Annotated in this window: 11 protein-coding genes; 7 read left to right on the top strand and 4 right to left on the bottom strand. The window is 67.9% G+C overall.

What is annotated here, in order from left to right; all coding sequences use genetic code 11:
* Positions 1–121: 121 nt before the first annotated feature.
* Both hrpA and ACTHNC_RS05715 read right to left on the bottom strand, forming a co-directional pair.
* A complete protein-coding gene (hrpA, locus tag ACTHNC_RS05720) occupies positions 122–4,111 on the bottom strand; it encodes an ATP-dependent RNA helicase HrpA (RefSeq protein WP_440293637.1) in 3,990 nt (1,329 codons plus the stop codon).
* 29 nt (positions 4,112–4,140) lie between these two features.
* Complete coding sequence (locus ACTHNC_RS05715; RefSeq protein WP_440293636.1) at positions 4,141–5,637, bottom strand: APC family permease; 1,497 nt, start codon at positions 5,635–5,637, stop codon at positions 4,141–4,143.
* Between the two features lie 190 nt (positions 5,638–5,827).
* Between ACTHNC_RS05715 and ACTHNC_RS05710 the strand changes: the two genes are divergently transcribed.
* The 3 genes from ACTHNC_RS05710 to ACTHNC_RS05700 all read left to right on the top strand — a co-directional run bounded on the left by ACTHNC_RS05710 (position 5,828) and on the right by ACTHNC_RS05700 (position 8,574).
* Entirely contained in the window at positions 5,828–6,577 is a 750-nt protein-coding gene (locus tag ACTHNC_RS05710) for an AzlC family ABC transporter permease (RefSeq protein ID WP_440293635.1), read from the top strand.
* The gene (locus ACTHNC_RS05705) at positions 6,574–6,885 is read left to right on the top strand and encodes an AzlD domain-containing protein (RefSeq protein ID WP_440293634.1); all 312 of its coding nucleotides are present in this window, start codon (positions 6,574–6,576) and stop codon (positions 6,883–6,885) included. The genes ACTHNC_RS05710 and ACTHNC_RS05705 overlap by 4 nt, the downstream gene beginning before the upstream one ends.
* 87 nt (positions 6,886–6,972) lie before the next feature.
* A complete protein-coding gene (locus ACTHNC_RS05700) occupies positions 6,973–8,574 on the top strand; it encodes a long-chain-fatty-acid--CoA ligase (protein ID WP_440293633.1) in 1,602 nt (533 codons plus the stop codon).
* On the opposite strand, the gene ACTHNC_RS05695 is transcribed toward ACTHNC_RS05700, so the two are convergent.
* Positions 8,562–9,899: an MFS transporter gene (locus tag ACTHNC_RS05695; RefSeq protein ID WP_440293632.1), complete on the bottom strand. Its 1,338-nt coding sequence runs from the start codon at positions 9,897–9,899 to the stop codon at positions 8,562–8,564. The two genes, ACTHNC_RS05700 and ACTHNC_RS05695, sit on opposite strands and share 13 nt — an antisense overlap.
* 81 nt (positions 9,900–9,980) lie before the next feature.
* On the opposite strand from ACTHNC_RS05695, the gene ACTHNC_RS05690 reads away from it, so the two are divergent.
* From ACTHNC_RS05690 to ACTHNC_RS05680, 3 genes are read left to right on the top strand one after another with little or no spacing between them, the layout of a single operon-like run.
* A complete protein-coding gene (locus ACTHNC_RS05690; RefSeq protein ID WP_440293631.1) occupies positions 9,981–10,589 on the top strand; it encodes an ArsR/SmtB family transcription factor in 609 nt (202 codons plus the stop codon).
* 10 nt (positions 10,590–10,599) lie between these two features.
* A complete protein-coding gene (locus ACTHNC_RS05685) occupies positions 10,600–11,430 on the top strand; it encodes an aldo/keto reductase (protein ID WP_440293630.1) in 831 nt (276 codons plus the stop codon).
* Between the two features lie 18 nt (positions 11,431–11,448).
* On the top strand, positions 11,449–12,156 hold the full coding sequence (locus ACTHNC_RS05680) for a phosphotransferase (protein WP_440293629.1): 708 nt from the start codon (positions 11,449–11,451) through the stop codon (positions 12,154–12,156).
* Positions 12,157–12,184: 28 nt separating this feature from the next.
* On the opposite strand, the gene ACTHNC_RS05675 is transcribed toward ACTHNC_RS05680, so the two are convergent.
* Complete coding sequence (locus ACTHNC_RS05675) at positions 12,185–12,508, bottom strand: hypothetical protein (protein ID WP_440293628.1); 324 nt, start codon at positions 12,506–12,508, stop codon at positions 12,185–12,187.
* Positions 12,509–12,556: 48 nt separating this feature from the next.
* Between ACTHNC_RS05675 and ACTHNC_RS05670 the strand changes: the two genes are divergently transcribed.
* On the top strand, positions 12,557–13,732 hold a 1,176-nt coding region (locus ACTHNC_RS05670; protein ID WP_440293627.1), incomplete at its 3' end, for a thioredoxin domain-containing protein.

The following is a 13,732-nucleotide window of genomic DNA, read 5'->3' as shown; positions in this document are numbered from 1 at the left end:
CCGCCCCCCCGTCCCCCCCCCGCCCCCGCCCGCGCCCCCGTTGTGCTTTTCCCTCCGCACACGTCCACAAAAAACCACCCCCGGCACCCAATTACGCCACACCCCACGGCGGTGGGCGCGGTTACCCCGCGAGCACCTTCTGGATGCGCTGCAACGACACCGTCTCGGCCGTGCCCAGATGCTGCGCGAAGAGGCTCACGCGCAGTTCCTCGAGCATCCATCGGGCACGCTCGAGCGAAGGACGCGGGTGCGGAGGAAGAGGGATGCTTCCGCCGGCATCCATGAATCGAGCGGTCGCGGTCTGCACCTCGTTCATCCAGACGCGATCTCGTCCGGGGTTGTCAGGCAGGCGCTCGATGCGCCACACCAGCGCCTGGAGGTACCGGGGCAGGTGCCGCACGTGAGCGAGCCCCGTGCGGGAGACGAATCCGGGGAAGACGAGTCCGCCGAGCTGGGTGCGGGCATCCGTCAGAGCACCGAGCAGCGCCATGGACGATGTCGCCGAGAGCGCCTTCTCTGCGGCGCGAGCCCCGGTGAGCACGGCCGCGACGAGCGAGACGGTGTCGAACAGGGCATCCATCACGGTGGCCGACACGAGATCGCGCACGCGCTCGAACTCCTCACGCGTGAACACCAGACCGCCCGACACGGATTCGTGCAGCGCGGAGTCGACCACCGCGGCAAGGCAATCGTCGAACAGCGCCTTCGTCGACGGGTACGGGCTCGCGGCCAGCGCGAGCTTCTCCGCACCGGTCAGGTGCTCCTGCACATAGCCGACGGGCGACGGGATGCCGTTCATCAGCAGCCTGCGCACGCCCTCGGGCAGCGAACGCTCCTGCTCTTCCACGGTGCCGACCACCCGGATGGCGACCCCGTCCTTCTCGACGACGAGAGTCGGGTATCCACGGATGACACTGCGAGGCATCCCGGTTCCACGCCCGCCCTGCTCGGTGTCGACGAAGCGCGGCAGCTCGTCGAAGTCCCAGGTCGTGAGACCCGTGCGCTCGATCGGATCGCGCCGACGTTCGGATGCCTTCGCCACCGATTCCCGCACCTTGGGCGCGAGGCCGCGCTGCAGCTCGACGAGATCCTTGCCCACTGCGACCACGCGGGAACGCTCGTCGATCACACGGAAGGTGATGCGCAGGTGCGCCGGGAGTCGCTCGACGTCGAAGTCCGTGGGGTCCACCGGCGTTCCGGTGAGCCGCCGGATGGTGCGGGAGAGGATGGCGGTGAACGGCTCCGAACCGATTCCCGGCGGCAGTTCTGCAGCGATGCGCGCGGCCCAGTCCGCTGCGGGCACCACGGAGCGGCGCAACGCCTTGGGCAGCGTGCGGATCAGCGCGGTGATGAGTTCCGTGCGGAGCCCGGGAACCTGCGCATCGAATCCGGTCGGGTCGAGTCGGGGGAGCAGCGCGAGCGGGACCTGCACGGTCACGCCGTCGTCGTCCGAGCCTGGTTCGAAGCGATAGCTCACCGCCAGACGCTGATCGCCCTGGCGCCACACCGGCGGGAAGGCATCCTCGTCGACCGTCGCCTCCTCGACGTCGTCGACGAGGTCTTCACGGCGCATCGTGAGCAGGCGGCCGTTCGTCCTCCGCACCGTGCGCCACCACGACTCGAACGAGCGAGTGTCGGTGACCTCCGCCGGAATCCGGTGCTCGAAGAACGACACCATCGCCTCGTCGTCGAGCAGGATGTCCCGGCGCCTGGTGCGCTCCTCCACACGCTCGAGCTCCGCCCGCAGCTTCGCGTTGGCCCGCTGGAAGTCGAACGCGTGATCGCGCGTGTCACCTGGCCACTCGCCGCCGACCAGCGCATGCCTGATGAACAGCTCACGGGCCAGCGGCGGATCGATGCGACTGAGCTGCGCACGCCGCCGGGCCACGATCGGCAGCCCGAACAACGTGACCCTCTCGAAGACGACGGCGGATCCTTGACGCTTCTCCCAGTGCGGTTCGCTGTAGCTGCGACGCACCAGCTCGCCCGCCAGAGGCTCCGCCCACGCGGGGTCGATGGCCGCGTTCATGCGGGCGAACAGGCGGCTCGTCTCCACCAGTTCCGCGCTCATCACCGCCTGAGGCTGCTTCTTTGCGAGAACGGACCCAGGGAAGATCAGAAAGCGCGTGTTCCTCGCCCCGAGGTAGTCCCGCTTCTGCACGTCGCGGAGACCCATGTGCGAGAGCAGACCCGCGAGAAGCGACTTGTGGATGCCGTCGGCGTCGATCTTCGGATCGCCAGGCACCAGCCCCAACGGCTTCGCGGTTCGGCGAAGCTGCCGGTACAGGTCCTGCCACTCCCTGATGCGCAGGTAGTTCAGGAACTCCGCCTTGCACATTCGTCGAAACGCGCTCGAGGAGAGCTCCTTCTGTTTCTTCTCCAGGTGGTTCCAGAGGTTCAGCAACGTGAGGAAGTCGCTCGTCGGATCCGTGAACCTCGCGTGCTGCTGATCCGCTTGCGCCCGCTTCTCGAGCGGCCGCTCCCGCGGATCCTGGATGGTCAGGCCCGCGACGATCGCCATCACCTCCCGCACGACGCCGTGGCGGCCCGCCTCAACGAGCATCCGCCCGAACCGGGGGTCGATGGGCAGCCGCGCAAGTGCCCGGCCGGTCTTGGTCAGTCCCACCGTCGGTTGAGTAGGTGGCGCAGCCGCCGTATCGAAACCCGCCGCAGGACCGTCGGGCGGCGGGTTTCGATACGCGGCGCCATCGGCGACGCTACTCAACCGGCGGTGCTTCACAGCGTCAAGCTCCGCCAGCAGGTCGAGTCCATCCTTGATGCCGCGGGAATCCGGCGGGGTGAGGAACGGGAAGGCCGCGATGTCGCCGAGTCCGAGCGAGATCATCTGCAGGATGACCGCGGCCAGGTTGGTGCGAAGGATCTCCGGCTCCGTGAACTCCGGGCGGCGCTCGAAGTCCTCCTGCGAGTAGAGCCGGATTGCGATGCCGTCGCTCGTGCGTCCGGACCGTCCCGACCGCTGCTTCGCTGACGCCTGCGAGATCGCCTCGATCGGCAGTCGTTGCACCTTCGCACGAGTGGAGTACCGCGAGATGCGCGCCGTTCCCGCGTCGATCACGTACCGGATGCCCGGAACGGTGAGGCTCGTCTCCGCCACATTCGTGGACAGCACGATGCGACGACGGATGCCTGCGGGCACGGCACCGAAGACGCGGTGCTGGTCCGCGGCCGACAGCCGTCCGTACAGCGGGAGCACCTGCGTCGAAGCCGCTTCGCCGCGCCGCGTGAGGTGCCCGCGAACGGCGTCTTCGGCATCCCTGATCTCCGTCTCGCCGGAGAGGAACACGAGCACGTCGCCCGGCTTCTCACGGCCGAGCTCGTCGAGTGCGTCCGTGATGCCCGTGAGCGCGCTGGAGCTGAAAGCGGAAGCGCGGTGCGCTTCCGCCGCGACGCCAGCGCCGCGTGCGCTGTGCTCACGCGGTCGAGGGGACACTGCCGACGCGGCATCCACATCGTCGTCGCCCTCGTCTTCGGCGACGAGGGGGCGGTACCGCACCTCCACCGGGTACGTGCGGCCCGACACCTCGATCACCGGAGCGGGGTTGCCCTCGACATCGGCGAAGTGCCGGGCGAAGCTCTCCGGGTCGATCGTGGCGCTCGTCACGATCACCTTGAGATCCGGGCGGCGGGGGAGGAGCCGCTTCAGGTATCCGAGCAAGAAGTCGATCGTGAGACTGCGTTCGTGCGCCTCGTCGATGATGATCGTGTCGTAGCCGTTCAGGTCGCGGTCGCGATGGATCTCGTTCAGCAGGATGCCGTCGGTCATCACCTTGATGCGCGTCGCCTTCGACACCTCGTCGGTGAACCGAACCTTGAAGCCGACGAGTCCGCCGACCTCCTGGCCGAGCTCCTCGGCGACACGTTCGGCGATCGCGCGCGCTGCTATGCGGCGCGGCTGGGTGTGGCCGATGGACTCGCGCCCGAGCTGAAGGCAGATCTTCGGCAGCTGCGTCGTCTTGCCCGAACCGGTCTCGCCGGCGACGATCACGACCTGGTGGTCCTGGATGGCGCGCGCGATGTCCTCCCGCCGTTCACTGACGGGCAGCTCGGGCGGGAACTGGATGACGAGGTCGGCGGCCGGGACGGAGGACATGAGCCCTCCATCCTATTGAGGATGCGCGCTCAGTCGTCGATCTTCGGGTCCGGCAGCGCGATGTTGATCGTCGCGGGCGTGATCTCGTCGCCGGTCTCCAGCGGCCGGCGGCTGAAGTACTTCTTGCCCTTCTTCCAGAAGATCGCCATCGGTACGAGGCCGAGCGCGATCGTGCCGATGCCGATGATGAGAACGAGCGGTGCCTGACCGGGAATCGACACGAAGAAGATCCACACCATGAACAGGGCGCCGATTGCGGGCCACAGGCCGATGAAGATGAAGTTCTTCACCGATTTGAAGATCTCCTTGCGGTACGCGACGACCACCGCGATGCCGGCGAGCGCGTAGTAGAACGCGATCTGGAACCCGATCGAACTGATCGCCGCGCTCATGATGTCGCCGACGCTGCCGAGAGCGTTCGATCCGATGAACAGCACGAGTGAGACACCGGTGACGACGAGCGTCGCGAACGCCGGCGTCTTCCACTTCTTGTGCGTGGTGCCGAACAGCGCGGGAAGCGTGTGGTCGCGCCCCATGGCGAACAGCGAGCGGGTGACTTGGATGAGCGTGGTCTCCAGCGTGGCGATGGTGGAGAGCATGACGGCGACGATGAGGATCTTGCCTCCGATGCCCGGGATGATCGCCTGGCCAAGGTCGCCGATCAGGTTGTTGCTGTGCTCGATGGTCTTCTGCGGCAGCATCACCTGCGTCGCGATGGTGAAGACCTCGAACAGCAGGAAGACGATGACGACGCCGATGATTCCGCCCATGCCCGCGGTCTTGCGTCCGTTCGTCGTCTCCTCGTTGAGGTTGGAGCTGACGTCCCAGCCCCAGTAGTAGAACGCGGCGATCAGAGCGGCACCGACGAAGCCTGCCACGCCGCTGAAGTGCGAGAAGCCGAACCAGTCCCAGGAGAAGGCGGCGCCCGCCGTGTGCACACCGGCCAGGCCCTTGACGATCGCGATGATCGCGAAAACGGCCAGGATGGCGACCTCGATCGAGGACATGATCCACTGTGCAAGCGCCGTGATCGTTACCCCGACCAGCACGCATCCCGCCATGACGATGAACCAGCACGCGCCGATCGCCGTCACCAGCCACACGTTGCCTGCGGCCTTCTCGTCGAACAGCGAGACGGTGTACTGTCCGGCGGGCAGGGCGCCGGCGACCATGAAGATGGTGGCCGAGATGACGAGGGACCAACCGGACAGGTAGCCGAGGATCGGATGCAGCGCACGGCCCACCCAGGAGTACGAGGCTCCTGCGTTCACGTCGGAACGTCCCAGGTACGAGAACGCCCAGGCGATGCCGAGCATCGGGATGCCGCACCAGAGCAGTGCTGCGGGCGCGGCGAGTCCTGCGGCGCCGATGAGCAGCGCGGTCGTCGCCGCGATCGAGTAGGCGGGCGCACTTCCCGCGACGGCCATGACGACGGCGCCGGCGGAACTCACCCCGTTCGCCTTCAGCGCGTGTTCGTGTTCTTCGGGGGCGGGGGTATCCGCCCGCGTCTGCGTGGCATCCGACATCGTCGTCGACCCTTCGGGAGGTGGGAGGTCTCGACGCATCCGCGAGGCCGACTGTGAAAGTACCACCGCGTGAGGCGCTCCACGAGAGGTGACGATCACTCCACTTCGGGTGATGTGTGCGGGAATGCGGGCGTTGCCGGACGATTCGCGGGGACGAAGGCGTCAGGCAGGCTTTGGCAGACTGTCACGCGTGAAACTGTGGCGGTCTCCTGCGGCGCGCACCGGCGCATCCGTCGCCATCGCGACCGGCCTGTACGGCGTCTCGTTCGGCGCACTGAGCGTCGCGTCGGGCCTTGACTTCTGGCAGACCCAGGTGCTCAGCCTCCTGCTGTTCTCCGGCGGTTCGCAGTTCGCCTTCATCGGTGTGCTCGCCGGCGGCGGTGCCGGTGGCGCGGCTCTCGGGTCTGCTGCACTGCTCGGCATCCGCAATGCCGTGTACGGCATGCAGCTGAACGCGCTGCTGCAGCCCAAGGGATGGCTGCGCTTCGGGTCAGCGCACATCACGATCGACGAGTCCATGGCGACGTCCAGCGCGCAGACCGATCCGGCCGAGCAGAAGCGGGCGTTCTGGGTCACCGGCATCGGCATATTCCTGCTGTGGAATGTGTTCACGGCGCTCGGTGCGCTGCTCGGCGGAGCGATCGGGGATCCGAAGGTCTGGGGGCTCGACGGAGCGGCCGTGGCCGCGTTCCTCGGCCTCCTGTGGCCCCGGCTGAAAGCACGAGAGCCGGTCGCGATCGCGGTGGCGTGCGCGGTGGTGACGGTCGTGGTCATCCCGTTCGTCCCGCCCGGGGTGCCGGTGCTCGTCGCCGCCGTGGTCGCCGCGGTGTGGGGACTGCTCGGCGTCGGCGCAGCGGACGAGGGCCTCGAGCCCGACGTGGAGCCACCGCATCGTTCGCCTGCCCACGGACGGCTGCCAGACGAAGGGCGGATGCCGTGACCACCTGGCTCTACATCATCGCCGCCGGCGTCGTCGCGTACCTCACGAAGCTCGTCGGCTACCTCGTGCCCGGGAAGGTGCTGAAGAACAAGCGGATGACCCGGGTCGCCGGCACCCTGACCATCGGCCTGCTGGCATCCCTCACCGTGATCAACACCCTCGCGAACGGACAGCAGCTGACGTTCGACTCACGGATCGGGTCACTCGTGGCCGCGCTCATCGCGCTTCTGCTGCGCGCCCCGTTCCTCGTCGTCGTGATCGTCGGCGCTGCCGCCGCCGCGTTGCTGCGGCTCGCGGGACTTCCCTGACGCCGCACAGTGCTGGAGTGTAGGTTCTAGCCATCCCGATCGGATGTCGTGTCGACGACGGTGTCAATGAAGACGTAGGGGGCAGCCATGACTGAGACCGCAGAGATGGCCGGGAGCGCCGTCTCCTCACCCGCCAGGCCAACAGGGTTCGCGACCATCTCGGTGGCCGCCATCCTCTCCGAGGCCGCCAGGCAGAATCCGGACCGCACGGCGGTCATCTTCGCCGATCAGAAGATCGGCTACGCGCAACTGTGGTGGGAGACCCGCCGTTATGCGGGAGCGCTGCGGGCACGCGGTGTCGGACGAGGGACACCGGTGGCCGTGCTCATCCCGAACGTGCCGGACTTTCCGCGCGTGTACTTCGCGATCCTCGCCCTTGGCGGAGTCGTCGTGCCCGTTCACGCACTGCTCAAGGCCGACGAGATCGCGTACGTGCTGCGCGACTCGGGCGCTGTCGCCCTGATCTGCGCGGCACCGCTGCTCGGCGAGGGCGCGAAGGCCGCTGGGCTGGCAGGCGTCGACGTGCTCAGCGTTCTGGTGCCCGACGAGGCGAAGGCGGGCCTACCGTTCCCTCGGCTGGAAGACGAGGCATCCATCGCCGAACCGATCGCGAGCTACGAGCCGATGGATCCCTTCGACACGGCGACCATTCTGTACACCAGTGGCACCACCGGAAAGCCCAAGGGGGCGGAGGGCTGCCACTTCGCGATCGTCGAGCAGACCAGCTCGCTGCTGACCGACGCGTTCGACCTCACGGCCGACGACGTGGTTCTCGGATGCCTGCCCCTCTTCCACACCTTCGGGCAGGTCTGCGTGATGAACGTCGGATTCCGCGCGGGAGCGACCGTCGTGCTGCTTCCGAAGTTCGACGGCGCCACCGCGCTCGACCTTCTCAACAAGCACCAGTGCACGATCATGACCGGCGTGCCCACGATGTACATCGCGCTTCTGGAGGCGGCGAAGGCGAATCCGGAACGGCCACCGCTGAAGTATGGGCTCTCCGGCGGTTCAGCACTGCCGCTGGCCGTGATCGAGCGATTCCGTGAGGTGTACGGGGTGAACATCCACGAGGGCTACGGGCTGACCGAGACCTCGCCCGTGGCGACCTTCAACGTCGTGGGGAAGCCGACCAGGGCGGGCACGGTCGGCCAGCCACTATGGGGCGTCGAAGTCGAGGTCGCGAACCCGGAGCTCGACGACCGCATCGAGTTGCTGCCGCGCGGAGAGCTGGGCGAGATCGTCGTTCGCGGACACGACCTGATGAAGGGATACCTGCACCTGCCGGAGGCCACCGCGGAGGCCGTGATCGACGGCTGGTTCCGCACGGGCGACCTCGGAACGAAGAGCGACGACGACTACATCACGATCGTGGACCGCAAGAAGGACATGATCGTGCGCAACGGGTACAACGTGTACCCGCGCGAGGTGGAGGAGGTGCTGTCGGCGCATCCTGCCGTCTCGATGGTGGCCGTGTTCGGTGTCTCGCACGAGACCCACGGGCAGGAGATCATGGCCGCGGTCACCCTCATGCCCGGTGCGACGGCCACCGAGGAGGAGCTCATCGAGCACACCAAGGCGCAGGTCGCCGCCTACAAGTTCCCCCGGCGCATCGAGATCGTCGAGTCGCTGCCGCTCGGCCCGAGCGGCAAGGTGCTGAAGCGCGAGCTGATCCGCATCTACGACGTCTGACGCTCGGGAGGCGTCGGCGGCCACCGAACGAGGTCGTCCTCCCACGTTCCGGGCAGCCCGATGCGGCGCACGGCGCGATTCAGTGCGAACAAAACGAAGCCGACGAGCAGCAGCGACGCGAAAGCGGCGATCGACCGGCCGACGCCGACAGTGCTCAGCAGGGCGCCGGAGAGCAGCGGGGCGAGCGGTGCGACCACCGTCCACGAGAGCGACAGCACCGAGTTCATCCGTGCCTGCATGGTCTGCGGCGTGATCGCGCTGACGTAGCCGAGCAGACCGGAGTTCACCGGTGGGATGAACAGCGACATCACGATCGCGAGCGCCACGTACTCGAGGTAGTGCGTCGACAACGCCAGCCCGAAGCCACCGAGCACGGACGGCACCATGCAGACGATCGCGAGGGGTCCGCTGGGGAATCGCTTGACCAGCGACGGTGCGGCGATCGATCCCGCGAGCATCGCCACACCCGATGCCACGTCGACCAGAGCGATGAGCAGCGGTGCGGTGTGGATGGCCACCGGGTGCAGATTGATCGACACGAACGCGCCGCCGAAGGCCAGGTTGAGCAGCGCGAAAACGCCGATCCCGGTGCGGATGACCGGTACGGCCCACACGAACCGGAACCCGTCGACGAGCGACGCGACGACACCCTGGCTGTGGCGCTGCGGATGCCGGTCGTTCAGCGGCACTCGCACGAGGAGCGCGGTCGCGCCGGCCAGCACGTAGCCGAACGAGCTCGCGAGAAACGGCAGCGCCCTGGAGAGTCCGTACAGCATCCCGCCCAGCGGACCGGACAGCAGGCTCGCGACCGCGCCGCGCCCCTGCATGGCCGCCATCGCGGTTCCCAGCTGCTCTGACGACACGACGTAACGGATGCCCGCCGCCTCCGTCGGCGCATAGAACGCGGACACGGCCGAGGTCACCAGGAGCGCGGCCGCCAGTTCGATCGCGTTGAGCACGCCGGCGGCATCCGCTGCCCACAGCGTCAACCAGATGATGAGGCCGGCCGCTGAGCACACCAGCAGCAGACGTCGTCGGTCCACTCGGTCGGCGATGACACCAGCGGGGAGCACCGCCAACAGTACGCCGACCTCGCTGATCGCACCGATCACGCCGGCCCAGAACACAGACTCGGTGATCGCGAACGCGATCAGCGGAACAGCGAACACGGCGATCCCGTTGCCGATCAGCTGCGACGTCTTGCCGGTCATGAGGAGGAGATACGGCGCGTTCTGCCACAGGCTCGTGGCCGTCGACCTGGCACGAGCCGCGGCCGTTTCGTTCGCGGGGGAGGCGCCGGGCGCCGCTGCGGGGGAGTCGCTCACGGGGATGAGCATAGATCCGCAAGATTCATTGCGCAACTATCATTGCGCAAGGAGCGTTGCTCATCTTGGTAGGCTGATTCCGTGACCGAACAGTCGTACGCCGTGACCGACCCCGCCATGCTGCGTGCGCTCGCGCATCCACTCCGGCAGCGCATCATGTGGGAGCTGGCTGCTCGGGATCACCTTCGCGCGGCGGACCTGGCCAAGATCACGGGCGAGCCGGCGAACTCGCTCAGCTTCCACCTGCGCAGCCTGGCCAAGGCCGGTCTGATCGAGGAGAAGCCCGAAGAAGCGCGTGACAGCCGCGACCGGGTGTGGACGATGACCCACCAAGAGGGCATCTACTTTCCCGACACCGACGCCGTCACGAACCCGATCCTCCCCGAGCGCCTCGACTGGATACGCAGCATCATCGACGAGTCCCTTCCCCGCGATCCAGCAGCCGCGCGCCTGCAATACATGGCGGCCGCAGTGCTCACCAGGGAGGAGGCGCAGCAGATGTCGGCGGAGGTCACCGACGTGTTCGAGAAGTGGCGCGAGCACGGAGCGCGGGCCGCGGCGGAACATCCGGACGACCCGGCAAGGGTCTTCCACTTCACGGCCGCGTTCGTCGGCAATCCCCGGCCCGCCGAGGTCGAGATGCACGAGCTGCCAGGCTCCGTCTCTGACGAGCCGGGACCCGTTCATTAATGTTGAGGGCATGACCGACACCAGCGTTCCCACTCTCGAACTGAACAACCGCACCCGCATTCCTCAGCTCGGATTCGGTGTGTTCCGGGTGGACCCGGATCACACGGCCGAGGTCGCGGGCAACGCACTCGAGGTCGGCTACCGGCACATCGACACCGCGGCCGGCTATCGCAACGAGGCGGGCGTGGGAGAGGCGGTGCGGGCATCCGGAATCCCGCGCAGCGACCTGTGGATCACGACGAAGCTGGCCAACGGCGATCAGGACCGGCCCGAGGATGCCTTCCAGGCCAGCCTCGACGCGCTCGGGCTCGACTACGTGGACCTGTACCTCATCCACTGGCCGCTGCACTCCAAGGGCGTCTACCCGCAGGTGTGGAAGACCCTGACCGCGATCGCGGAGTCAGGGCGGGCCAAGTCGATCGGCGTCTCGAACTTCCAGATCGAGCACCTCGAGCGTGTCATCGCCGAGACCGGTGTGACACCGGCCGTGAACCAGGTCGAGCTGCACGTGGAGTTCCAGCAGCGCGAGTTGCGCACGTTCCACGCGGAGCACGGGATCGTCACGGAGGCCTGGTATCCGCTGGGCGGCGGGTCGATCAGCGAGGCGCCTGAGCTTCAGCGGATCGCCGATTCGCACGGCAAGTCGGTCGCGCAGGTGGTGCTGCGCTGGCACATGCAGGTGGGCAACATCGCGATCCCCAAGTCGAACCACCGCGAGCGCATGGTCGAGAACCTGGACATCTTCGACTTCGAGCTCACGTGGGACGACATGCAGGCGATCGCCGCGCTCGACAAGGGCGAGGCGGGGCGGCGTGGCACGCATCCCCTCAATATGGGATAGGGCACCTAAGCTCGATCTATGGACATGCGGCTGTTGGCGCAGGGGCGAGCCGCCGACGTGTTCGACCTGGGTGACGGCCGCGTACTGCGCCGGTACCGCGACGGGGGAGACGCCGGGCTCGAAGCGCGCGCGATGCTGCACCTCGAGGAGCACGGGTACCCGGTTCCGCACGTCTTCGATGCGGCCGGCGGGGACCTCGTGGTCGAGCGCGTCGACGGCGGCACGCTGTTCGACGAGCTGCTGCACGAGCCCGCGCAGTACCGACGCTACGGACGCCTGCTGGGCGAACTGCACGAGCGGCTGCACCGGTTGCCGGCCCCGGAGTGGCTCGAGGGGAGCGCCGGATCGGTCTTCATCCACCGCGACCTGCACCCGCAGAACGTGATCCTGAGCGAGCGTGGTCCGGTCGTGATCGACTGGACGGATGTCGCGGCCGGCACCGCTGCGGTGGACGCGGCGATCACGGTCATCCTGACCCTCGGGTCGGACCTCGACGTCGAACCGCACGTGGCTGAGCACGTCGAGCCGTTCCGTGCGCTGTTCATCGACGCGTTCCTCGAGACGTGCGCAACGGATCCCCGGGATGGCCTCGCGGAGGCCATCGCGTATCGACTCGGCACCCCGCACAACACCCAGGACGAGACGCGTTGGCTGGAGCAAGCTGCTCCGCACTGCCTCGACGAGTTCTACCTCGAGTCGCGGGAGCTGCAGCCGCGGGAGTCATAAGGACGCGCGAGCGCCGCGCTCCGGCTCGCTACTCGTCGGCGCCGTGTGCGTTCCGGCTGGGCACGAGAGCAAGCGCGAAGAGCAGGCACAGCAGCACGAAGATCGCGAACGCGCAGATCAGGTCGCTCGGTTTCGACGGCAGCAGGCGTCCGTCGATGGACATCACCATGGTGGTCTCGACCAAGCCGAACAGGATGTAGAACACCGCGAGCCCGGCGATGAGCCAGCCGGGCCGAGGGCCGCGTCGGTGCAGAGCCGTGCGACGCAATTCGACAGTGAAAGCGAGCAGCAGCACCGGCAGGATGTTCGCCAGCGCCGCCGCGGTCGGTCCGTCCACGATCGTGACGTTCACGTTCGCGACTCTAGTCCTGGCCAGCGGTCGCGTGCCTAGGCTGACGGGATGGCGAACCTTCTTGCCGATGCCGTCAGTCCCTACCTGCGCGCACACGCGGGCAATCCGGTGGACTGGCATCCGTGGGGCGAGGAGGCATTCGCCGAGGCGGCGGAGCGCGACGTTCCGGTTTTCGTCTCGATCGGCTACGCCACCTGCCACTGGTGCCACGTGATGGCGCGGGAGAGCTTCAGCGACCCGCTGCTCGCTGCCCGCCTCAACGAAGGCTTCGTGCCGGTGAAGGTGGACAGGGAGGAGCATCCCGACGTCGACGCCGCCTACCTCGCCGCGGCGAGCGCGTTCACGCAGGGACTCGGCTGGCCGCTCAGCGTCTTCACCACTCCTGAGGGCCACGCGTTCTTCGCCGGCACCTATTTTCCGCCGGAGCCTCGCGGCGGGATGCCGTCGTTCGGCCAGGTTCTGGACGCGGTGACGGATGCCTGGACGCACCGTCGAGACTCGGTCACCGACACGGCGACGCGGGTGGCGACCGCGATGGAGGAGCTCGGGCGAGACGCGCACAGCAGTGGCACGGATGCAGAGGGTCTCGACAACGATCGCCTGGTGCGCGCGGCCGAAGCGCTCGCCGGAGCGGAGGACCCGGAGTTCGGCGGCTTCGGCGCGGCTCCGGACTTCGCCGGACCGAAGTTCCCGAGCGTGCCAGCGCTCGGATTCCTGCTCGCCAGCGGATCGGATGCCGGCCGGCACGCCGCGCGTCACACGCTGGAACGCATGGCTCACTCGGCGTTGCGCGACCCGGTCGACGGCGGCTTCTTCCGCTACGGAACACGCAGGGACTGGAGCGAGCCGCACTACGAACGGATGCTCTACGACAACGCGGGACTGCTTCGCCTGTATGCGGACGCCGCGTTCACCCGTTCGACCGTGGACGCACGCTTCGTGGAGGTCGCCGACGGCATCGCGGGCTTCCTGCTCGGCACGCTGAGGGTCGACCGTGGCTTCGCCTCCGCGCAGGACTCCGAGAGCGAGGTCGACGGCGAACGACGCGAGGGTGCGTACTACCGCCTGGGTGCCGAGGCGCGCGCCGAGCAGCCCCGCCCGGCACTCGACGAGAAGGTGCTGACCGGGTGGAACGGGCTCGCGATCGGAGCGCTCGCCCACGCCGGCGCGCTCCTGGGGCGACCGGATTGGGTGGCCGCTGCGGCATCGGTCGCCGACTCGTTG

The sequence above is a fragment of the Humibacter sp. genome, assembly GCF_051954055.1.
In the GTDB taxonomy this organism is placed as follows: Bacteria; Actinomycetota; Actinomycetes; order Actinomycetales; family Microbacteriaceae; genus Humibacter.
Note: the sequence above shows the minus strand (reverse complement) of the source record. Positions and strands in the feature narration are given on the sequence as shown.